The sequence below is a fragment of the Comamonas antarctica genome (genome assembly GCF_013363755.1).
Classification (GTDB): domain Bacteria; phylum Pseudomonadota; class Gammaproteobacteria; order Burkholderiales; family Burkholderiaceae_C; genus Comamonas; species Comamonas antarctica.
Window position 1 is genome coordinate 274,240 of record NZ_CP054840.1, and the last position, 21,012, is coordinate 295,251.

Here is a 21,012-nt window from a genome sequence, read left to right on the forward strand (position 1 = left end):
TTTGTCGTTTGGTACGCTTGGCGCTGATTATGACAATGATTGGTAACAACCTCCACCAGATCCAGGCCCGCCTGCACCAGGCGTGTGTGGATGCCGAGCGGTCCCCCGACAGCGTGGCGCTGCTGGCCGTCTCCAAGACCTTCGGCCCCGACGCGGTCCATGAGGCGGCGCTGGCGGGCCAGCGCGATTTCGGCGAGAACTACATCCAGGAAGCGGTCGAAAAGATCGCCATCCTGCGCGAGATGGCCTGGCCGCCGGGCCATGCCGCGCTGCGCTGGCATTGCATCGGGCCGATCCAGAGCAACAAGACGCGGCTGGTGGCCGAGCATTTCGACTGGGCGCAGAGCGTCGACCGGCTGAAGATCGCGCAGCGCCTGTCCGACCAGCGGCCCGAAGGCATGGCGCCGCTGCAGGTCTGCCTGCAGGTCAACCCCGATGGCGGCGCGACCAAGGCCGGCGTGCCGCCCGAGGAAGCGCTGGCGCTGGCGCAACAGGTGGCGCTGCTGCCGAACCTGCAGTTGCGCGGGCTGATGGCCATTCCCGAGGAAGCCGAGGATTTCAACGCGCAGTATGCGGTGCACCGCCGCATGAAGCAGCTGTTCGACAGCATTGCCGCCAGCGGCGCGCCGGGACTGGCGGCGTTCGATACGCTGTCGCTGGGCATGACCGCCGACCTCGAGGCCGCGGTGCATGCGGGCAGCACCATGGTGCGCGTCGGGCGCGGGATTTTTGGCGGGCGGAACAAGGCCGGGGGCTAGGTCGACTTTGGAGGCGGGGCCGCCCAGGCAAGCTCAAGAGGACTGGCCGCTCATCCTTCGATCCTTCGGCAGGCTCAGGATCAGGACGAACGGTTGGCGTTGCAGGCTGACGGCTGGCACTCAGCGGAACGGGGGTTACGGCGTGAGCGTCAGCAGCGCCGCGCTGGCGGCGGGCATGGACAGCAGCAGCTGGCCGTCCTCGTCGGCCTCGAGGATTTCGCCGTAGGCGGTGCCGATGGGACGCCCGTCGCGGCTGCCGTCGAAGGTCTGGCCGGCCAGGCGCAGCGGCTCGGAATTGCCCAGCCGCGTGACCACGGCCTCGCGCAGTTCCTGGGGGATCTGCACCGCCACCGTGCCATTCCTGTCCGGCTCGCGGTTGATCAGCGCGATGCGCAACGTCTGGTTGCGTGCATCGCGCACCGCATAGACCTTGATCTGTGCGTTGCTTTCGACCTGCGGTGCCAGCCACGCGCCCTGGGCGCCGGCGAATTGCGCGAAGAACAGCATGCCGTAGTAGCGCGGTGCGACCTTGGGCACGTCGGCGAGCGGGCCGGGCAGGTCCACGCCGGCCGCGCCCCATTGGGCATAGTCGAGCAGCATTTCGGCCGTCTGGACTGCGGATGCGTTGGCCTGGCCCGCGCTGCAGCGCAGCGCCTGGCGCGGCGATTCGGTATGCGCCAGGTGCTCGACAGCCGGGCAGGCGCCTGCAGCCTGGCCCTTCACACCCAGCACCAGCGGCCCGCCGCCATAGTTCTCGAGGTTGCGCAGCAGCTGGCGCTGGCGCGCGCTGTCCGGGCCGGCGCCCTGTTCCAGGCCGAGGAAACTCGCGGCAATGGGCTTGCCGACGGGGGACGCTTCGACGCGCAGGCGCGCCAGCGGCTCGGTCGCAGGACGTACTTCGACGGTCACGCTGGTGCTGACGGGCGCGCCGCTGGGGGCGGGGCCGCTGAGCGTGTAGACCGTGGTCTGGGCCGGGCGCACCAGCACCGCACCCGGCGGCGTGGCGGTGAGGCGGTCCATGCGCAGGCTGCTGCCGATGGGCGCGTCCCAGGACAGGCGCACGCTCTCGCCGGCGTCGATGCGCGCCGGCTGGGCCGACAGCGCGGGATGGGTATGGGACTTCGGCGCCTGCTGGCACGCAGCCAGCAGCGCGGCACTGGCCAGCACTGTGGCCAGGCGGTGCAGGGAGCGGGGCGGGGTCAGGGGAAGGGAAGTAGGCATGGTCTATCCGGTGGTCCGGTCGCCGCAGGCAGCGGAGGGCAGCGGTGGGCGGCGGGGCAAGGTGACAACGCGCGCAGCCGCAGGCGGGCTTTGCGCAAGGCTTGGCTGGCATTGTGGCCAGCGCGGGCGCCCGGTGCTGTACGACAGCGCCGCGTGTGCGCTGCACACGCGTGCAGACACAGGCCGTGCAGCGCGATGGCCCATGCTAAGCTGGATTCCTTACCCCTGCATGTCCGTGCTGCGAATGCACGCCTTGCGGTGAAGCTTTCAACCTGATTCAGGAATCTCCCATGCCAGGACTTTTGCCCGAGATCGATCCCGATGGATTGCTCGAGTTCTCGGTGGTCTACACCGACCGCGCACTCAACCACATGTCGAAGCGCTTTGTCGGCGTGATGCAGGACATCCTCGGCACGCTCAAGGAGGTCTATGGCGCGGAAACCGCCGTGCTGGTGCCGGGCAGCGGCACCTTCGGCATGGAGGCCGTGGCGCGCCAGTTCGCCAATGGCGAGAAGGTGCTGATCGTGCGCAACGGCTGGTTCAGCTACCGCTGGACGCAGATCTTCGAGGCCGGCGGTTTTGGCCTGGGCGGCGGCGCCGTGGTCTGCAAGGCGCGCAAGCAGGGCGAGGGCGCACAGGACCCCTGGGCACCTTGCGCGGCCGACGTGGTGGCCGAAGCCATCCTGCAGGAAAAACCCAAGGTGGTGTTCGCACCGCATGTCGAGACCGCGAGCGGCATCCTGTTGCCCGACGACTACCTGCGCACCATTGCCGATGCCGCGCACGCCGTGGGCGCGCTGTTCGTGCTCGACTGCGTGGCCTCGGGCGCGATGTGGGTCGACATGCGCAAGACCGGCGTGGACGTGCTGATCTCGGCGCCGCAAAAGGGCTGGAGCAGTTCGCCCTGCTGCGCGATGGTGATGCTCAGCGCGCGGGCGCGCGAGGCCATCGAGCACACGCAAAGCTCGAGCTTTGCCTGCGACCTGAAGAAATGGATGCAGATCGCCGAAGGCTATGAAAAAGGCCAGCATGCCTACCACGCGACCCTGCCCACCGATGCGCTGGTGCGCCTGCGCGACGTGATGCTCGAGACGCGCGCCTACGGCTTCGAAGCCGTCAGGCAGGAGCAGGTCGAACTCGGCGCGAAGGTACGCGCGCTGCTCGAGTCGCGCGGTTTCCCCAGCGTCGCGGCGCCAGGCTTCATGGCGCCGGGCGTGGTGGTGAGCTACACCACCGACCCGGGCATCCAGAGCGGCAAGAAGTTTCTTGAAGTCGGCCTGCAGACCGCTTCGGGCGTGCCGTTGCAGTGCGATGAAGGGCCGGATTTCAAGACCTTCCGCATTGGCCTGTTCGGACTCGAGAAGTGGCACCATGTCGACCGTACCGTGGCCCACCTGAGCGCCGCGCTCGACCAGCTTGGCATTCCTGCCGCCTGATGCGATTTCAAGGAGTTTCCATGACCCGTCTGATTCCCGCCGCGCTGGTCGCGGCTGCGTTCTTCGCCACGGCCGCGCAGGCCGCCGGATCGCCGGCCGCCGACCCCGTGACCACGCCCAGCGGCCTGGTGTTCCAGAGCCTCAAGGAGGGCACGGGCGCGAGCCCCACGGCGCGCGACACGGTGCGCGTGCACTACCGCGGCTACTTTCCCGATTCGGGCAAGGAGTTCGACAGCTCGATCGCGCGCGGCCAGCCCATCGACTTCCCGCTCAATGGCGTGATTCCCTGCTGGACCGAAGCGCTGCAGAAGATGAAGGCCGGCGGCAAGGCCAAGCTGACCTGCCCGGCCGCGATTGCCTATGGCAGCCGCGGCGCGGGCGGCGTGATTCCGCCCAATGCCGCCTTGAACTTCGACGTCGAGCTGATCTCGGTCAAGGGCAAGTAAGCCTCAGGGCAGCCTGCAGCCCAGGCGTTTGGCCAGGCGCTGCAGGTTGGCGCGGTCCATCTGCAGCGCGCGCGCGGCCGCGGCCCAGTTGCCCTGGTGCCGGGCCAGGCTGAGCTCGATGCTGCGGCGTTCGAAGGCCTCGACGGCGCTGCGCAAGCCCTGCGCCGGGGCATCGTCCGATGGCGGCGCTGCAGGCCGCGGCGGCGCCGCGGCAAGCACATCGCCAGCGTCGGGCCACAGGTCCTGCACCGTCAAGGTGAGCACGCGCGCGCGCTGGCGCTGGCGGCTCAGCGCCTTGAGCACACCGCGGCTGATCAGGTGCTCCAGCTCGCGCACATTGCCGGGCCAGGGACAGGTCAGCAGCGCTGCTTGCGCCGCTGCATCGAGCCGCACGGTGTTCAGCTCCGCCCCCGCCACCGCGCCCAGGCGCGAGCGGTTCTCCTCGAGGAAATAGCCGCACAGCAGCAGGATGTCGCTGCCGCGCTCGCGCAGCGGCGGCACCACCAGCGGGTAGACGCTGAGCCGATGGAAGAAATCGGCGCGCATGCGCCCCGCGCGCACGGCTTCTTCGAGCGGGCGGTTGGTGGCGGCAATGATGCGCACATCGACATGGTGCTCGCGGTCCGATCCCAGGCGTTGCAGCTGGCCGCTTTGCAGCACGCGCAGCAGCTTGGCCTGCACGGCCAGCGACAGCTCGCCGACCTCGTCGAGAAACAGCGTGCCGCCGTCGGCGCGTTCGAACTGGCCCTGGCGCTCGCCGGCGGCGCCGGTGAACGCGCCGCGCACATGGCCGAACAGCTCGCTCTCGACCAGCGTCTCGGGCAGGGCCGCGCAGTTCACGCTGACCAGCGGCCGGCCCGCGCGCCGCGATTGCGCATGCACGGCCTGGGCCACCAGTTCCTTGCCGACGCCGGTCTCGCCGGTGATCAGCACGTTGAGTTCGCTGGGCGCGACCAGCGCGATGTCCTTTTGCAGCTGGCGCAGCGCCGGGCTCTGGCCCAGCAGCGGGCGGCGTGCGGCGTCGGGCAGCGCGGCCTGGCGCCAGCTTTCGGCGCGCTGGCGTTCGTCCAGGGCATTCTTCTCGAGCTCGCGCATGCGCCCGGCCGCGGCCACGGTGGCCGCCGCCAGGTTGCTGAAGGCCTGCAGCGCCTGCAGGTGCGCGGGGTCGGCAAAGCGGCCGGGCGCGAGCGCATCGAGCGTCAGCAGGCCCCAGGTGCTGCCGCCGACGACCAACGCGCAGCCCATGCAGTCATGCACTTCAAGCGGACCCGCATGTTCGACCAGGCCGTCATACGGATCGGGCAGCGGGCTGTCGGGCGCGAAGCGCAATGCCGTGCCATGGGCCAGCAACTGCGCCAGCCGCGGGTGCTCGGCGACGCGAAAGCGCCGGCCCAGGGTGTCGCTGCTCAGGCCGTCGATGGCGATCGGTTCGAGCACTTCGCCCTGCAGGCGCAGCAGCGCCACCGCATCGCAGGGCAGCAGGCTGCGCAAGGCGTCGAGCAGGCGGCGGTAGCGTTCGCGCTCGGGCAGGTCTTCGGCCAGGTCGGCGACCAGCGGCACCAGGCTGCGCAGCAGGCTGTGGGTGGGTGTCATATTGACTCTTGTCTGTGTCGATCTGACACGATTTTGACAGGGTCGAATTGACCCGTTCCGCGCCAAGTCATTGATTCATATGACGCTCTTGGCTGGCACGCGGTTTGCGGTAGTGCTTGCAGCCGGGACTTTTCCCGGAAACATCCAGGAGTTTCCATGCTGACTGCCGAGCAACGCGCCATTGTCCAATCCACCGTTCCGCTGCTCGAAGCCGGCGGCGAGGCGCTGATCACGCATTTCTACCAGCGCCTGCTGGGCGAGCATCCCGAGGTGCGCCCGCTGTTCAACAGCACACACCAGAAGACTGGCGCCCAGCCGCGCGCGCTGGCGTTCAGCGTGCTGATGTACGCCAAGCATATCGACCGGCTCGAGAACCTGGGCGACCTGCCCGCGCAAATCATCAACAAGCACGTGGCCTTGCAGGTGCAGCCCGAGCACTATCCCATCGTTGGCCAATGCCTGCTGTCCTCGATCCGCGAGGTGCTGGGCGCGGAGATCGCCACCGACGCGGTGATCGATGCCTGGGCCGCGGCCTACCAGCAGCTGGCCGATATCCTGATCGGCGCCGAGGCCCAGGCCTATGCGCGCAATGCCAGCGTCGCCGGCGGCTGGCGCGGTGCGCGCGCGTTCCGCGTGGCACGCAAGCAGGCCGAGAGTTCGGAAATCACATCGTTCTATCTCGCGCCCGTCGATGGCGGCGCGGTGATGGCGCACGCGCCGGGCCAGTTCATCGGCCTGCGCGTGGTGGTCGACGGCCAGGAGCAGCGGCGCAACTATTCGCTGTCGGCGCTGGCCAATGGCCAGGAACTGCGCATCAGCGTCAAGCGCGAAGCCGGCGGTGTGGTCTCGCGCCATCTGCATGACGTGGTGCAGGAAGGCGACGTGCTGGACATCTTTCCGCCGGCCGGCCATTTCACGCTGGCCGACAGCGACAAGCCGCTGGTGCTGATCAGCGGCGGCGTGGGCATCACGCCGACGCTGCCGATGCTGGCCTCGGCGCTGGGCAGCGGGCGCCCGGTGGTGTTCATCCACTGCGCGCGCACGCCCGAAGCGCAGGGCTTTCGCGCACGCATCGATGCGCTTGCGCTGCAGCACCCGCAACTGCAATGCCATTACCACTATGACGAAACCGGCGCGACGCCGCGCCACTTCGATGCCGCGCAGCTGGCCGGCTGGCTGCCGGCATCGCGCGATGTCGAAGCTTATTTCTGCGGCCCCAAGCCGTTCATGGCCACGGTGCTGCAAGGTCTGCGCGCGCTCGGTGTGCCGGCAGCGCAGACGCATTACGAGTTCTTCGGCCCGAGCCAGGTGCTGCAGTAAGCCGGTTCACCGGGCGCGCCGGGGGCAAGCCATTGCCGCGGCGCCGATGGTGCCGGTGGCATGCCGCCCGGCTTGAAGAGGCGCTGCCGCCGACTGGCAGGCGGCCCGCGGCGAGGCGAGCATTCAGGGTAGCTATGAATGATCTCGGCGAACTCTCCCGGCAACTGTGCGCGCTGCTGCAAAGTCCGAGCCGCGCAGGCCCGGGCGCTCCCGCGGCGGGCGATCCCGCGGCGGGCGTTCCCGTGGCGGGCGTTCCCGTGGCGGGCAGTCCCGCGCCATGCTTTGCGCTCGAGAACGGGCGCTGGGTCCGCTGGCAGTTCCAGGCGTGGCAGCAGCGCTGGCTGCTGGGCGTGGGCTGCGCGACGCAGCTGCTGGAGTCGGCTACGCGCGCGCGGCTCGAGGAAGCGCTGCTGCGCGTGGGCCATGCAAGCCGCAGGGGGCGGCAGCAGGCCGGCCTGGGCAGCAGCCAGCACGCCGAACTCGTGGACTGCGATTTCCCGGTCCGGCCCGCGCAGCTGACGGCCGCGGCGGTTCAAGACCAGCTGCAGGCGCTGCTGGACCAGTTCGCGCTGCTGGCCGCAGGCCACGCCGCGGCGCCGGGGCCCGACATGGCCGCAGAAAGCGGCGCCGCGCCTGCGCGCGGCTGCGTCTGCGCGCAGGCATTCAGCGAGCGGATGCGGGCGCTGGAGCCCGGGCGCGCAGCCGGCAGCATCGCGGCGCAGGAACTGCTGTTCGAAGACCAGTTGCCGCTGCGCATTGCGCTGCATCCGCGCAGCCACCACTGGGTGCTCGAGGCCTTTGTCTGGGATGCCGCCGCGCTGCACGGAACGCTGCGGCAAGCCCTGGTATCGACGCTGCTGCACATCAACCGCGCGGTGATCGACGGCCGGGCGCTGGTCTGCAGCCTGGACGGCGCCGACCGCATGGTGGTGCTCAGCCGCTGGCATCCTGAATGGGCCGCGCAGGCGTCCGTGCTGGACTGGCTCGACTACAGCCTGCGCCAGGCACGCCGCATCCGTGGCGTGTGCGCGGCGATCGCGCTGCATGAGGCGCCCGCGCACAGCGGCGCCGGGAGAACCGCATGAGTACTGTCGTGCCAGCCGGGGTGGGGTCCCCGGGAGTCCCGCCCCTGCCGGCAGCACGCGCGCGGCGGCCATTGTCTGCCACGCCGCCCACGCCGCGCGCATTGGACACTGCGCAGCTGATCAACCAGCAGGAGGCGCTCGCGGCGTCGCTGGCGGCGTCCATGAACGAGGCCAGCCAGCAGGTGCCGCCGGCGCAGCGCCAGGCCTTTGCGGCGCGCGCCGCGGCCATGGTGCGCGATGTCGTTGCCGACAGCATGTATCCGGTGCACAGCGAGATGATCCGAAGCGCGGACCACACGGTGCGCTGGGAAAGCTACCAGGCCGCAGCAGCCCGGGCCCGGGACTGGGTCGGGCGCCATCGGGAGGTGGCGCTGTCGCTGCTGCCGATGGCCGATCCCGCGCCCCATCTGCAGGCCCTGCCTTCGGGCCGGATCCTGATGCTGCGCGCGGCACCGGCCATCGAGAACCTGGTGCTGGGCGGCGGCGGAGCGCGCGGCGTGGCCAACGCGCCCGCGCTGCGCGCGCTGGAAAACCTGGGCCTGCTGTCGGCGTTGCAGCGCGTGGCGGGCAACTCGGTGGGCGGAATGACGGCCATCGTGCTGGCCGCGGGCATCTCGGCCAGGGACTTCCAGCAACTGCTGAACGGGACCGAGGTCCTGTCGCTGCTGGAGACGCCCCGGGATTTCAGGCACAACTACCCGGACGTGAAGCTGGGCACGCTGGGCTTCGATGCCGGGGCGGCCGTGCAGACGCTGGACCGCATGACGGCGCTGTCGGCGGCGCAATACCTCCAGGGCCATTGGCGCGAGATCACGCACAAGCCGCAATGGGCAGACTTCACGCCCGCACAACAGCAGCGCCTGGAGCTGCTGCGCACACCGGATTTCAGCCTGCCGCGCACCGGCCGCATGTTGACCTTCGGCGACCTGCATCTGCTGCGCCAGCTCGATCGGGAGCGGTTCAAGGAACTGGTGGTCACGGGCTGGAACCAGACGGAAAAGCGCGTGGTGTATTTCTCCCACCAAACCTACCCCGAGATGCCGCTGGCGCTGGCGGGACGCATCACCATGGGCATTCCGGTGCTGTTTGCGGACGTGAAGTTCGAGGCGCAGCGCTGGACCGACGGCGGGGTGGGCAGCAACCTGCCCACCGAGGCGATCTTCTCGGGGCTCGGCGGCGAGGCGCTGCGCGAGACCTATGCGCGCACGCTGGTGATGGTGTATGCCGACCGCGGGCGCACCCAGGCCGTGCTGCATGGGCCCCCGGACCACCATGCGCCGGCCTTGCTGCCGCTCCTGACCTGGCTGTCGGGCAATCCGCAGTTCCCGCAAACCGTGGCTGCGGACCAGCGCAAGCTGCATGCGGCCGGCCTGCATGCCATGCCGGTGGCGCATGGCGACCTGGAGATCGGCTCATTCCTGGCGGGCGGGGCACGCGTGCAGCGCGCAAAGGACCAGGCACTGGACCAGGCGCTGGCCTTCATTGCGCAGAACCGGCACAACTTCCGCCATGATCTGGTGGACGATGTCCAGGCCGCTGCGGCGCTGCTGTCGCCGGCCGAGCAGGAGGCCTTCCTGGCGCGGCCGGCCGGCAATGCGGCGCCGCTCGATGCCAGCCTGCGCGCCGCCATCCTGGCGCAGCAGGCCGCGCCGGCGCCGGGGGCCGAGGCCGCCGAACGCGCTGCAGCCCAGGCCTGGGCCAGCCGCACGCCGCTGCGCACCGCCGTGTAGGTATGCCGCAAAGCATGTTAGCGTTGCAGCCATCGGCCACGATGGGAGCAGCCCCGCATGCAAGCGCAGACCCTGGAATTGAAGCACGCCAAGCGCAAGGCCCTGGCCCTGCTGCTCACCGTGGCGCTGGTGTTTGTCGTCACCAGCTTTTTGCCGCCGCACTTCTGGGTGCGCTGCCTGCAGGCCGTGGCCGAGGCGGCCATGGTCGGCGCGCTCGCCGACTGGTTTGCCGTGACGGCGCTGTTCCGGCGCATTCCGCTGCCGTGGGTGGGCCGGCATACGGCCATCATTCCGAACAACAAGGACCGCATCGGCGACAACCTCGCGCATTTCGTGCGCGACCGGTTTCTCGACCCGGCCTCGCTGCTGGCGCTGATCCGCAAGCACGATCCCGCGCAGTGGCTGGCCCACTGGCTCACGGCGCCGGGCAGCGCCGCGCTGCTGGGCCGGCAGGTCGCGCGGCTGGCGCTGGCGGCGCTCGAGATGGTGCAGGACCGCCAGGTGCAGCGTTTTCTCACGCAGTCGCTGCGCGCGCTGCTGTCGCAGGTGGACCTGTCGCGCGCCGCGGCCGGGCTGCTGACGACGCTGACGCAGGGCGGGCGCCACCAGGTGCTGCTCGACGATGTGCTGGCGCGCATTGCCGCCATCATGCAGACCGCCAACACCCGGGAGTTCATTGCCGCCAGCATCATCGAATGGCTCAAGCGCGAGCACCCGCTGAAGGAAAAGATGCTGCCCAGCGATTGGCTGGGCGACAAGGGCGCGGAGCTGATCGCGCAGGCGCTCGAAGGCCTGTTCGACGACATCGCGCACAACCCCGAGCACCGCGTGCGCGAGGCGCTCGATGCGGCCGTCGCGCGGCTCATCGAACGGCTGCACAGCGACCCGGATTTTGCCGACAAAGCCGAGCAACTGCGCCACTACCTGCTGCACGATGAAAAGCTGGCCGGCTACCTGCAGGCGCTGTGGACGCAGCTGCGCCAGCGGCTGCAGGCCGACCTTGCCGATGAACACTCGCATATCGCGCGCAAGGCTGCGGCCATGGGCCGCTGGCTGGGCCAATCGCTGGCCGCCGATGCGGCGCTGCGCCAGTCGATGAATGCCCGGCTCGAGCGCTGGTCGGCAACGCTGGCGCCGGACATGGCCCAGTTCCTCGCCGAGCATATCAGCGATACCGTCAAGCGCTGGGACGCGCGCGAGCTGTCCGAGCTGGTGGAGCTGCATATCGGCAAGGACCTGCAGTTCATTCGCATCAATGGCACTGTGGTGGGCGGCGCCATCGGGCTGCTGCTGTTCCTGCTGGCCCAACTGCCGCAATGGTGGGCCTCCATATGACCGTCTAAGGGTTAACGCGCAATTGCATACACGGCGCCAATTGTCAACCGCAAGACAATGGCTTAGGGGTATGTCGCCATGGTTACCAAACGGTAAACAATAATGCGAGTGATTCTCATCAATGAGAAGTCGCTTTCATTCCATTTCCCCGACCCCGAAAATGCTCCTGTCCCGTCCCTCGTCCCCCACGCTTGCCGCCGCGATCTTGGCCACCGGTTTTTCCGGCATGGCTGTTGCCCAGGAGGCCAAAAGCCTCGACACCGTGGTGGTGACGGCGGCCGGCTACGAGCAGCAGATCAAGGAAGCGCCGGCATCGATTTCCGTGGTCACGCGCGAGGAACTGGAAAAGAAGGCCTATACCAACCTGCACGACGCGCTGCGCGACGTGCCCGGCGTGATCCTGACGCCTTCGGACAACAACTCCAACGACATCAGCCTGCGCGGCATGGGCGCGAACTACACGCTGATCCTGGTCGACGGCAAGCGCTCCAACACGCGCGAGACGCAAACCAACGGCAGCACCGGTACCGACCAGAGTTGGATCCCACCGCTTGAAGCCATCGAACGCATCGAAGTCGTGCGCGGCCCGATGTCGTCGCTCTACGGCTCGGACGCGATGGGCGGCGTGATCAATGTGATCACGCGCAAGGTCGCCAAGGAATGGAGCGGCTCGCTGCGCGCCGATGCGACGCTGCAGGAGCGTTCGTCCTCGGGCAATGCCTACCAGGGCAACTTCTACCTCTCGGGCCCGATCCAGGACGAGTTGCTGGGCCTGAGCATCTACGGCAACTACAACCAGCGCGAGGAAGACCGCATCCTCAACGGCTACAACGACTACGACAACCGCGCGGTCAACGTGCGGCTCGCGCTCACGCCCAACAAGGACCATGACCTGCTGCTCGAACTGGGCACGGCCAGGCAGCACTATGTCTCGACGCCGGGCATGACGCTGGCGCCGACCGCGGCCCTGAGCGACCGCAGGTTCGAGCGCGACAATTACTCGCTGCAGCACAAGGGCCGCTTTGGCTGGGCCAGCTCGGACAGCTATCTGCAGCAGGAAGAAACACGCAACCTCGCGCGCGACATGACCATCAAGAACACGGTGTTCAACAGCAGCTGGACGGTTCCGCTCGGCGACCGCCACCTGCTGAACACCGGTGTGTATTTCAACGCGCAGGATCTCAAGGACACCACGACCAATACCTTGCGCGGCTCGACCCGTTCGACCGCCGACCGCCACCAGTACGCGGTGTTTGCCGAGGACGAATGGCGCCTGCGCGACGACTTCGCGCTCACGGGCGGCGTGCGCTACGACCACGACAGCCAGGCCGGCGGCCAGGTCAGCCCGCGCCTGTATGGCGTGTGGATGGTGGATCCGCGCTGGACCGTGAAGGGCGGCGTCTCCACCGGCTTTCGCGCCCCTTCGCTGCGCCAGACCCTGGGCGACTGGGGCCAGTCGAGCCGCGGCGGCGACATCTACGGCAACCCCGACCTGAAGCCCGAAACCTCGCTGACCACGGAAATCGGCGTGCTGTTCGACGGCGGCAACGGCACCACGGCCGGCGTGACCCTCTTCGACAACGAGTTCAAGGACAAGATCACGCGCATTGCCTGCCCGACCTGCGGCCCGCTCAACTCTTCGGGCCGCGCACCGACCACCAATGTGAACGTCGACCGCGCGATGACGCGCGGCCTCGAGGCCACGCTGGGCACCGACCTGACGCGCAGCCTGCGCCTGAACTCGAGCTACACCTTCACGACCTCCGAGCAAAAGAGCGGCGAATTCGCCGGCAATCCGCTCAACCAGCTGCCACGCCACCTGCTCAACGTGGGCCTGGACTGGAACCCCACCGGCCAGATCAACGGCTGGACCAACCTGGCCTATCGCGGCAAGGAAAGCCTGACTTCGGGCGGCGCTTCGTCCGGCACCTTCGTGCAGAAGGGCTATGCGCTGCTCGACCTGGGCGGCTCGTACAAGTTCAGCAAGACCGTCACGCTGTATGCGGGCATCTACAACCTGCTGGACAAGCAAGTGCTTTCCGACGGCATCAACTACGACACCGTGCAGGACGGCCGCCGCTACTGGCTGGGCATGAACGTCAAGTTTTAAGCACCCCCTGAGCCGCTCCGCGGCTTCCCCCTCTCAACCTTCGGTGGAGGGGGGCGGCCGGCCAGGCACGGCAGCCTCGGTGCGGTGGGGCCGCCTAGGGGCGGCCCTTCCTCGCTGCCTCTTGGCTGGAGCACGCCAGTACGAAAGGCCGTGAACGACGCGAGCTTCAAAGCCCCTTTGCGGCGTTGTTATTTCCCAACTCAAGGAAACCCATGAACTTCATGACTTCGCGCCGCAGCCTGGCCATTGCGCTCACGGCCGCCGCCTGGGGCCTGTCGGCACCGGCCTTTGCCGGCGCGCCCGCACAGCCCGCAACCGTCACCGTGCAGCACGCCAAGGGAACGGCCACGGTGCCGCTCAAGCCGCAGCGCGTCGTGGTCTACGACCTGGCTGCCCTCGATGTGATGCACTCACTGCAACTGCCCGTGGCCGGCGTGGCCCAGGCGCAGTATCCGGAGTACCTGCAGTCGTATGCCGATGCGAAGTACCAGCCCGCAGGCTCGCTGTTCATTCCCGACTATGAAGCGCTGAGCCGCATCCAGCCCGATCTGATCGTGGTGGCCGGCCGCTCGGCAGCAAAGTACGACGTGCTGTCGAAGATCGCGCCGACGCTGGATCTCAGCGTCGACAACAAGCAATTGCTGGCCGGCATGCAGCGCAATGTCGATACGCTGGCCAGCCTCTGGGGCAAGCAGGCCGAGGGGCAGCAACTGATGGCGAAGGTGCGCAGTGAAGTCGACGGCCTCAAGGCCGTGGCGGCCCAGGCCGAACCCGGCCTGCTGGTGCTGGCCGTGAACCGCAACCTGAGCGCCCAGCCGCCGGGCGCGCGCTTCGGCCTGCTGCACGATGTGCTGGGCATCAAGCCGGCGATTCCCGCCGACCCGTCCAAGCCGCGTGGCGTACCGATGAAGATGGAAGACATCGCCCGGCTCGACCCGGCGTGGATCTATGTGATCGACCGCAACGCCGGTACGGGCACGCAGGCCGACAAGGACGGCCATCCGGTGGTGCCGTCGAAGCAGCTGTTCGACAACGCGCAGATCCGCGCCACGCAGGCCGGCAAGAACGGCCGCGTGGTGTTTCTCGATCCCAAGGGCTGGTACCTGCTGGGCAGCGCCGGGCCGACGGCGATGCTGCGCAATGTGGCGCAGATCAAGGGGGCGTTGCAGGGGCGGTAGGAGCGGCTCAGCACCGCAAGGCGCTTACGGCGCAGGTTCCGCCGGCTCGTCCAGATCCAGCTGTTGCAAATGCTTCGCCAGCTGCGCCCAGGCCTGCGCGGCTTCCTGGTTCTGGGCCCAGGCGTGGCAGCTTGCGGCCATCATTGCCGTGGGTGCATGGTCGGGCTGGAGATCGAAGGCGCGCTCGCATTGGGCGGCGGCATTGGTCCACATGATGGCCGCATGGGCCGAGCCTTCCTTTTGCAGCGCATGGGCTTCGGCCATCCAGGCCTGGGCCAGGCGCAGCGCCGCGGCATGCTGGTCGGGGTCGGCCTGGTGCGCCTTGGCGAAGAAGGCGCCGGCCTGTTGCCACAGCGCGCGCGCCTGCGCGAAGTCCTGCGTGGCCACGGCCTGGGCCTGGGCCACCAGGTCGTTGCCGGATTGGAGAAGGGTGGCGTAGTCAGCAGCAGTCATGGCGCAAAAAATCGGCGGAAACGGAATGCCGCCGATTGTGCGTGAAAGCGCAAGCCGCAGCGTTCAGTGGAGTTTGAGGCGCGGATCGGTGCGCCGGCCGATGCGGTCGCTGAGCATCAGCAGGCCGGTGCGGAAGAAGCCGCACAGCGCCACCTGGTGCATGCGGTACAGCGAGATGTAGAACATGCGCGCCAGCCAGCCCTCGACCTTCACCGTGCCCATCAGATTGCCCATCAGGCTGCCGACGGCCGAGAAGCGCGACAGCGAGACCAGCGAGCCGTAGTCGCGGTAGCGGTAGGTCGGCAGCGGCTCGCCGCGCAGGCGCCGCGGCAGCGACTGCGCGAGCAGCGAGGCCTGCTGGTGCGCGGCCTGGGCGCGCGGCGGCACGTTCTTGTCGCTGCCGTCGTCCATCGGGCAGGCGGCGCAGTCGCCGAGCACGAAGATGTCGTCGTCGAGCGTGGTCTGCAGCGTGGTGCGCGTCACCAGCTGGTTGATGCGGTTGGTCTCCAGGCCGTCGAGGCCCTGCAGGAAATCCGGTGCCTTGATGCCCGCGGCCCAGACCTTGAGGCTGGCCGGGAACACGCGGCCGTCCTTGGTTTCAAGCTGCTCGGCCGTGACGCGGCCCACGGCGGCGCCGGTGACGACCTGCACGCCAAGCTGTTCCAGCGTCTGGTGCGCATCGCGGCTGATGCGCTCGGGCAGCGCCGGCAGCACGCGCTTGCCCGAGTCGAGCACGGTGATGTGCAGATTCCCGGGCGCGATATTGCCCAGGCCGTAGTCGGACAGCTGCTGCGCGGCATTGCGCAGCTCGGCCGCGAGCTCGACGCCAGTGGCGCCCGCACCCACGATGGCAATGCGCAGCTCGGCCTCGGTGTCGCTGCCGGCATGCGCCGCGAGGTATTTGGCCAGCAGCTGGCGGTGGAAGCGCTCGGCCTGCTCGGGTGCGTCGAGAAAGATGCAGTGCTCGGCCGCGCCGGGCGTGCCGAAGTCGTTGGTCACGCTGCCGATGGCCATGACCAGCGTGTCATAAGCCAGCCGGCGCGCGGGCGCGGCCTGGCTGCCGTCTTCATTGAGCAAGGGCTCGAGCTCGATGGTCCTGCCCTTGCGGTCCAGGCCGCACATGCGGCCGATCTGGAACTGGAAGTGCTTCCACTTGGCCTGGGCGATGTAGTTGAACTCGTTTTCCGACTGGTTCAGCGAGCCTGCGGCCACTTCGTGCAGCAGCGGTTTCCACATGTGCGTGAGGTGGCTGTCCACCAGGATGATTTCGGCCTGCCGGCGCTTGCCCAGGCGCTGGCCGAGCCGCGTGGCCAGCTCCAGTCCGCCGGCGCCGCCGCCGACGATCACGATGCGATGGGTCATGGATGGTTTCCTAAGCTTGCCGCCCGCAGGAATGCGGGCGGGCAGGGGGCGGAGCCGCAAGCGGCCCCCGCAAGAATGCATGCACGGCGCGAAGCAATGCCTGCGCCGGCTTCGCGACGATAAGGCCAGAACGCCTGCCAGCAAGATGGTCGCTGCCATTGCCCCGGGAGAATGTAAGGGAAAACCCTGAGTTTTGGACGTCAGCCCAGCGTGATTTCCACCACCGTCAGGCCCGCGATGCTCTCGATGCCGAGGGTGGCGCCGATGGCGCGCGCGCGGTCCTGCAGCGACAGCAGCCCGTTGCGCCGCGGCCGTGCGGTGTCGAAGCCCTGGCCGTTGTCCTCGATGCGGATGCATACGCGCGTGCCGCCCGCCTTGGCCGCAATGCGCAGTTCGCTGGCGCGCGCATGCTGGAGCACATTCGACAGCGACTCGAACACCATGTACTGCAGGTGGCGCATGCCCGCGGCGTCGAGGCGCGCGAGCGGGGCGATCCAGTCGACATCCCAATGCAGCGCGATGCCGGCCGCACTCAGCTTGGGCTCGAGGCGGTAGCGCAGATTGGCCAGCAGCCCGGTCACATCGCCCGCGGGCAGATGCATGGCATCGATCGACAGCTTGATCTGGTCCAGCGAGTCGCGCAGCGTCAGCAGCACATCGTCGTGGCGCGCCTTGCCCGATTCCAGTTGGCGGATGGCGGCGCTGATGTGCGCACCTACGCCGTCATGCAGGTCGCGCAGGATGCGCGTGCGCTCGTTGACGCGCTCCTGCTCGCGCGCCAGCTGTTCCACCTGCGCATAGCTGGCCTGCAGCGCCTGCTCCTTGGCCGCCACCTGCTGTTCCATGGTTGCCAGCAGTTCGCGCACCTTTGCGCCCGCCTCGCGGAAGCGCCGCAGCACGATGTAGATCAGCAGCAGGCCGAACAGCAGCGAGGAATAGCGCATCAGCGAGTTGCCGCCGTGCGCCATCTGCAGCCGGAACACCGCCCAGTCGCGCACGCCGACGCAGACATTGAACACCAGCGCCGCGGCAATCAGCCGGTGCAGGCGCGTGCCGCGGCGCAGCGCCGCCCAGCTGTATTCGGCGACGAAGCACAGCGAAACCACGCCCAGGCCCGCATACCACAGCGTCAGCAGCCACAACTGGCCCCATTGCGCCCCCACCGCACAGAATATGCCCAGCACGAGCAGCAGCTTCAGCGCGCGTTCCAGCGCGGCACGGGAAAAGCGCCCGTGCCAGTCCACGGCCAGCGCGCTGAACATCAGCATGGCCGCGATCCAGACGCCGATGGCTTCGGTGAACACGATGTCCCACCAGAAGCGCGGCAGCGGCGGCTGGGCAAACAGCACATTGCCCACGCGCAGGCTCCACATGTATTCGGCCACGGCGGCAAACAGGTACAGCGGCTCGCGCCGCCGGCCCGCGGGCTGCGTCGGGTCGACCTGGGTCCACCACAGCGCCAGCGCCACCGTGCCCACCAGCAGGCCCATGATGACCGCGACCTGCGTGCCCGTGACACGCTGCCGGTAGTCGCTTTCGTAGAGCGGCAGGATCTCGGCGCGCGTGCCGACCCAGGGGCTGGCCACGCCCGCGCGGCGCGCGCGGTCGGCGCGGATGCGTATCTCCAGCCGGTTGTCGCGCTGCAGCACGCCGGCGGGAATCGTCATCAGCCGCGGCACCATGCCATGGTCGGCGCCGTCGAAGCGCGCAAGCCGGCCCTGGCTGTCCAGCAGATTGCCATTGAGCCGTACCTCGTAGGCATTGCCCAGGCGCGTGAAATACAGCAGCACCGGCTCGGCCGGGACTTCGGCCAGCGGCATCGACAGCTCGAAGACGGCATGCCCCTGGCGGCCCTTGTGCCATTGGTCCCAGACATAGGGCAGCGTGGCGTCGGCCGACTGCAGCCGGCCATCGATCTCGACCTGCACGCGGGCCTGCGTCAGCTGTTGCGGCGCGGCCTGCGCGCCCAGCGCCAGGCCCAGCCACAGCAGCCAGCCGGCAATGCCGCCCAGGAGCACGCGCAACAGACGGGCGCCGCGCATGTTCAGTGGCGCGCGGGCGCCGCGTAGCTGGACAGCAGTCCAAGCCGCGCGGCTTCGAACACCGCCTCGTTCTTGGAATGCACCGCCAGCTTGCCGTAGAGGCTCTTGATATGCGAGCGCACCGTGTGCACGCTCACGTTCTGCAGCCGCGCGGTTTCTGCATAGGAGTAGCCGCGCGCGATCAGCTCCAGCACCTGCAGTTCCTTGGCGGACAGCGGCATGGACGCCGGCGGTATCGGGAAGGTGGCGGGTGCCGCGGCCGCCGCGGCCGGCGTGGCACGCAGCGTCAGGTACTTGGCCAGCACGCGGCGCGCGATCATCGGCGAGATCGGCGACGCGCCCAGCTTCATCTGCACCACCGCGTCGGCCACGTTTTCCGGGGTTGAATCCTTGTGGATGTAGCCCAGCGCGCCGGCCTCGATGCTGGCCAGCACATGGTCCTCATCGCCGAACATGGAGATCACCAGCGGCTCGCATTGTGGATGCCGCTGCCGGGCAAAGCGGATCACATCCAGGCCGCTGCCATCGGGCAGCCCGAGATCGACCAGCAGCACATCCACGGCATTGCCGGCCCGGCCCAGCCAGTCGCAGGCCTGGGCCACGCTGCCCATGCTGGCCGCCAGCGCCAGTTCGGCGCTGCGCGCAACGCTGGCCGCGAAGAATTCGCGGGTCTGCGGATCGTCTTCCACAATGAGCACTTGCCACATCGCGCGCTCCTTACCCCGGAAAAGGTTTGTTTCTGTAACTACAGACCAGCATAAACGCAGCCTCGCCCAACCGCCACCTTGAAAGGGGCAAAGCGGACTTTCCTCCCATATTCATGGGATTCGATTTGTCACAGATGAAGGTGGAATTGTTACCAGTGCGATGGAAGGGCCGCAAGCGGCCGCTGGTTCAACAACTTCGGGAGAAACGACGATGGCAATACAAGCGAAGCAACTGGCGTGGGCGCTCGCCAGCGCCACCCTGCTGACCCTGGCCGGCTGCGGCGGTGGCGGCGATGGCGGCAGCACCGGCAGCACCAGTAGCGGTGGCAGCGGTGGCGGCACTGGCGGCGGCACGGATACCGGCCCCGTCGGCAGCAAGACCAGCGTGCCCGTGACCGTGGTCGACGGAGCGCTGCAGAACGCGCTGGTCTGCCTCGATACCAGCCTCAATGGCCGCTGCGATGCCGATGAGCCCTCGGACAGGACGGACGCCGCAGGCCGGCTGGTGCTGCAGGTGCCCGATGCCGACGTGGGCAAGTACCCGATCGTCGCCAGCGTCGGCCTCGATGCCATCGATGCGGATCACGGCGAGGTCAAGACGGCCTATACGCTCAAGGCACCGGCCGACCGCACGGGCGTCGTGAGCCCGCTGACCACGCTGGTGCAGAGCTATGTGGAAACCAGCGGCGGCACCAGCGCCGACGCCGGCGCCGCGCTGCAGGCCCAGCTGGGCTTGGGCGCCTCGGTTTTCGATGACTTCACCAAGGACACCAGCGATGCCGGCAAGCTCGCGGGCACGCTGGCGCGCCTGATCGTGGTGGTGACCCAGACCCAGCTGGCCGCGACCCAGGGCGCCACCGGCGCGGACAACCAGCCCCTGCCGCAGGCGCAGATCGACAACGCCATTCATGCCAGCCTGCTGGCGCAACTGCCGACGCTGGCGCTCAAGGTGCGCGATGATCCGACGCTCGGCGACCCGGGCATTTCCGTGGCGCAAAAGCAGGTACAGATCGAAGCCGCGGCGCAGCAGGTGGCGGCCGCGGCCGGGCTGACCAAGGACAGCATTGCCTCGGTCGTGGCAGAGCAGTCCCAGGCGCCCGGCGCCGGTCCTGCGGACGAGAGCGGCGTCGCCACCGTGAGCCTGCGCTGGTTGAGCTTCACCAACCTGCAGAACTACTTCCTGCGCGCGTTCGAGGCCACGGCCGCGCAGAACACGCCCGACGCGAATGGCAAGACGCACTTCACCGAAGTGCGCGAGCGCCAGACCAATGGTTTCCTCGAGGAGTGGGGCATGGGCGCCAACAACTGGACGCGTCCGCAGATCTACTGGACCGGCAGCGAGTGGTTCGACTGCCCCACGGGCTTCGAGCACGAGTCGACGCCGGTCAATGCCGCGGGCGAATCCGAGTCGCTGTACTGCAAGGCCGTGGCCAGCCGCTCCAAGCGCAGCAATGTCGATATCTCGGGCCGCCCGATGATCGAGGTGGTGCGCGAGATCCGTGCCTATCCCGGCGCCGATGCCGCGGGCGGCGCGTTTGCCAGCTGGGGCCCGAACCCGGACCTGCCCGCCATCCAGTCCGCGCTCGGCACGGCGGTGTTCCCGGCCGGATCGGTGCTGAGCCGGCGCACGGTGACGGACGTCGGCGGCGCGATCTACTACAACCGCACGCCGCCCGCGCGCATCCCGTCGGCCGCGCAGCCGGACAACCCCGATTTCGCCACCTGGCGCAATGCCACGCTGGACGAGTTCATCGGCTGGAACACCGGCAACTACGTGAACGCTGTCGAAGTGCATGGCAACAACAGCCATGTGCTGCTCAACCGCGACTACACCCGGCTCGATGGCGCAGCCGGCTACAAGCGCTACCTGGTGGCCTTCCAGCCCGGGACGGCCAACGCCCGCTTCTTCCAGTGCGAAGGCAACATGCAGACGCGCCAGGAAACGCCGCCGCGCAACAGCACGCTCTTCGTCGATGGCAAATCCACCTGCGCGCCGATTCTTGAAACCACCTACCGGATCGAAACCCTGGGCGGGCGCCGCGTGCTGTCGTTCACGTCGGAGCCGGCGCAGCTCAGCGATTTCGGCGCGCAGGCTTATCGCCTGTTCATCGAACGCCAGGGCGTGACCTTCACCGGTTTCCGCGACAAGCCCCAGGTCAGCAAGCAGCAGCGCCTGAACGGCCCGGCGGCCGAAGCCCTGCTGGCAAAGCTCGGCCTCGACTGAGCCGCGTCACGG

The 21,012-nt window shown here is 68.6% G+C and carries 16 protein-coding genes; 10 read left to right on the forward strand and 6 right to left on the reverse strand.

Features of this window, described 5'->3' with window-relative positions:
• Positions 1–29: 29 nt before the first annotated feature.
• A complete protein-coding gene (locus tag HUK68_RS01325; protein ID WP_175502570.1) occupies positions 30–758 on the forward strand; it encodes a YggS family pyridoxal phosphate-dependent enzyme in 729 nt (242 codons plus the stop codon).
• Positions 759–893: 135 nt separating this feature from the next.
• On the opposite strand, the gene HUK68_RS01330 is transcribed toward HUK68_RS01325, so the two are convergent.
• A complete protein-coding gene (locus tag HUK68_RS01330) occupies positions 894–1,979 on the reverse strand; it encodes a glycosyl hydrolase family 79 C-terminal domain-containing protein (RefSeq protein WP_175502571.1) in 1,086 nt (361 codons plus the stop codon).
• A 290-nt stretch (positions 1,980–2,269) separates the two neighbouring features.
• Between HUK68_RS01330 and HUK68_RS01335 the strand changes: the two genes are divergently transcribed.
• Both HUK68_RS01335 and HUK68_RS01340 read left to right on the forward strand, forming a co-directional pair.
• The gene (locus tag HUK68_RS01335) at positions 2,270–3,415 is read left to right on the forward strand and encodes an aminotransferase class V-fold PLP-dependent enzyme (protein WP_175502572.1); all 1,146 of its coding nucleotides are present in this window, start codon (positions 2,270–2,272) and stop codon (positions 3,413–3,415) included.
• 20 nt (positions 3,416–3,435) lie between these two features.
• The gene (locus HUK68_RS01340; RefSeq protein WP_175502573.1) at positions 3,436–3,861 is read left to right on the forward strand and encodes an FKBP-type peptidyl-prolyl cis-trans isomerase; all 426 of its coding nucleotides are present in this window, start codon (positions 3,436–3,438) and stop codon (positions 3,859–3,861) included.
• Positions 3,862–3,864: 3 nt separating this feature from the next.
• Here the strand turns inward: HUK68_RS01340 and norR are convergent, their stop codons facing one another.
• On the reverse strand, positions 3,865–5,454 hold the full coding sequence (gene norR / locus HUK68_RS01345; RefSeq protein WP_175502574.1) for a nitric oxide reductase transcriptional regulator NorR: 1,590 nt from the start codon (positions 5,452–5,454) through the stop codon (positions 3,865–3,867).
• A gap of 156 nt (positions 5,455–5,610) precedes the next feature.
• Here norR and hmpA point away from each other — a divergent pair, with 156 nt between their 5' ends.
• The 6 genes from hmpA to HUK68_RS01375 all read left to right on the forward strand — a co-directional run bounded on the left by hmpA (position 5,611) and on the right by HUK68_RS01375 (position 14,212).
• The gene (gene hmpA, locus HUK68_RS01350; protein WP_175502575.1) at positions 5,611–6,774 is read left to right on the forward strand and encodes an NO-inducible flavohemoprotein; all 1,164 of its coding nucleotides are present in this window, start codon (positions 5,611–5,613) and stop codon (positions 6,772–6,774) included.
• A gap of 134 nt (positions 6,775–6,908) precedes the next feature.
• Positions 6,909–7,859, forward strand: coding sequence for a hypothetical protein (locus HUK68_RS01355; RefSeq protein WP_175502576.1), 951 nt, complete (start codon positions 6,909–6,911; stop codon positions 7,857–7,859).
• Positions 7,860–7,960: 101 nt separating this feature from the next.
• Positions 7,961–9,589: a patatin-like phospholipase family protein gene (locus HUK68_RS01360; RefSeq protein ID WP_175502577.1), complete on the forward strand. Its 1,629-nt coding sequence runs from the start codon at positions 7,961–7,963 to the stop codon at positions 9,587–9,589.
• Between the two features lie 57 nt (positions 9,590–9,646).
• Positions 9,647–10,924, forward strand: coding sequence for a DUF445 domain-containing protein (locus HUK68_RS01365; protein ID WP_175502578.1), 1,278 nt, complete (start codon positions 9,647–9,649; stop codon positions 10,922–10,924).
• Between the two features lie 160 nt (positions 10,925–11,084).
• Positions 11,085–13,034: a ligand-gated channel protein gene (locus HUK68_RS01370; protein WP_279614232.1), complete on the forward strand. Its 1,950-nt coding sequence runs from the start codon at positions 11,085–11,087 to the stop codon at positions 13,032–13,034.
• A gap of 212 nt (positions 13,035–13,246) precedes the next feature.
• Positions 13,247–14,212: a siderophore ABC transporter substrate-binding protein gene (locus HUK68_RS01375; protein ID WP_175502580.1), complete on the forward strand. Its 966-nt coding sequence runs from the start codon at positions 13,247–13,249 to the stop codon at positions 14,210–14,212.
• A gap of 24 nt (positions 14,213–14,236) precedes the next feature.
• On the opposite strand, the gene HUK68_RS01380 is transcribed toward HUK68_RS01375, so the two are convergent.
• The 4 genes from HUK68_RS01380 to HUK68_RS01395 all read right to left on the reverse strand — a co-directional run bounded on the left by HUK68_RS01380 (position 14,237) and on the right by HUK68_RS01395 (position 18,776).
• Positions 14,237–14,665 carry a hypothetical protein gene (locus tag HUK68_RS01380; protein ID WP_175502581.1) on the reverse strand — a complete coding sequence of 143 codons (429 nt, stop codon included), beginning with the start codon at positions 14,663–14,665 and terminating at the stop codon, positions 14,237–14,239.
• Between the two features lie 63 nt (positions 14,666–14,728).
• On the reverse strand, positions 14,729–16,027 hold the full coding sequence (locus HUK68_RS01385; RefSeq protein WP_175502582.1) for an NAD(P)/FAD-dependent oxidoreductase: 1,299 nt from the start codon (positions 16,025–16,027) through the stop codon (positions 14,729–14,731).
• Positions 16,028–16,227: 200 nt separating this feature from the next.
• Positions 16,228–18,069, reverse strand: coding sequence for a sensor histidine kinase (locus tag HUK68_RS01390; RefSeq protein WP_175502583.1), 1,842 nt, complete (start codon positions 18,067–18,069; stop codon positions 16,228–16,230).
• A gap of 2 nt (positions 18,070–18,071) precedes the next feature.
• Complete coding sequence (locus HUK68_RS01395; RefSeq protein ID WP_175502584.1) at positions 18,072–18,776, reverse strand: response regulator transcription factor; 705 nt, start codon at positions 18,774–18,776, stop codon at positions 18,072–18,074.
• Between the two features lie 211 nt (positions 18,777–18,987).
• Between HUK68_RS01395 and HUK68_RS01400 the strand changes: the two genes are divergently transcribed.
• Positions 18,988–21,000 carry a hypothetical protein gene (locus HUK68_RS01400; RefSeq protein WP_175502585.1) on the forward strand — a complete coding sequence of 671 codons (2,013 nt, stop codon included), beginning with the start codon at positions 18,988–18,990 and terminating at the stop codon, positions 20,998–21,000.
• Positions 21,001–21,012: the final 12 nt, after the last annotated feature.

What these genes read in the sequence shown, in the direction of transcription:
- HUK68_RS01325 (WP_175502570.1), top strand. Translation starts at nt 30, where the DNA reads ATGACAATGATTGGTAACAACCTCCACCAGATCCAGGCCCGCCTGCAC.
- HUK68_RS01330 (WP_175502571.1), bottom strand. Translation starts at nt 1,979, where the DNA reads ATGCCTACTTCCCTTCCCCTGACCCCGCCCCGCTCCCTGCACCGCCTG.
- HUK68_RS01335 (WP_175502572.1), top strand. Translation starts at nt 2,270, where the DNA reads ATGCCAGGACTTTTGCCCGAGATCGATCCCGATGGATTGCTCGAGTTC.
- HUK68_RS01340 (WP_175502573.1), top strand. Translation starts at nt 3,436, where the DNA reads ATGACCCGTCTGATTCCCGCCGCGCTGGTCGCGGCTGCGTTCTTCGCC.
- norR (WP_175502574.1), bottom strand. Translation starts at nt 5,454, where the DNA reads ATGACACCCACCCACAGCCTGCTGCGCAGCCTGGTGCCGCTGGTCGCC.
- hmpA (WP_175502575.1), top strand. Translation starts at nt 5,611, where the DNA reads ATGCTGACTGCCGAGCAACGCGCCATTGTCCAATCCACCGTTCCGCTG.
- HUK68_RS01355 (WP_175502576.1), top strand. Translation starts at nt 6,909, where the DNA reads ATGAATGATCTCGGCGAACTCTCCCGGCAACTGTGCGCGCTGCTGCAA.
- HUK68_RS01365 (WP_175502578.1), top strand. Translation starts at nt 9,647, where the DNA reads ATGCAAGCGCAGACCCTGGAATTGAAGCACGCCAAGCGCAAGGCCCTG.
- HUK68_RS01370 (WP_279614232.1), top strand. Translation starts at nt 11,085, where the DNA reads ATGCTCCTGTCCCGTCCCTCGTCCCCCACGCTTGCCGCCGCGATCTTG.
- HUK68_RS01375 (WP_175502580.1), top strand. Translation starts at nt 13,247, where the DNA reads ATGAACTTCATGACTTCGCGCCGCAGCCTGGCCATTGCGCTCACGGCC.
- HUK68_RS01380 (WP_175502581.1), bottom strand. Translation starts at nt 14,665, where the DNA reads ATGACTGCTGCTGACTACGCCACCCTTCTCCAATCCGGCAACGACCTG.
- HUK68_RS01385 (WP_175502582.1), bottom strand. Translation starts at nt 16,027, where the DNA reads ATGACCCATCGCATCGTGATCGTCGGCGGCGGCGCCGGCGGACTGGAG.
- HUK68_RS01390 (WP_175502583.1), bottom strand. Translation starts at nt 18,069, where the DNA reads ATGCGCGGCGCCCGTCTGTTGCGCGTGCTCCTGGGCGGCATTGCCGGC.
- HUK68_RS01395 (WP_175502584.1), bottom strand. Translation starts at nt 18,776, where the DNA reads ATGTGGCAAGTGCTCATTGTGGAAGACGATCCGCAGACCCGCGAATTC.
- HUK68_RS01400 (WP_175502585.1), top strand. Translation starts at nt 18,988, where the DNA reads ATGGCAATACAAGCGAAGCAACTGGCGTGGGCGCTCGCCAGCGCCACC.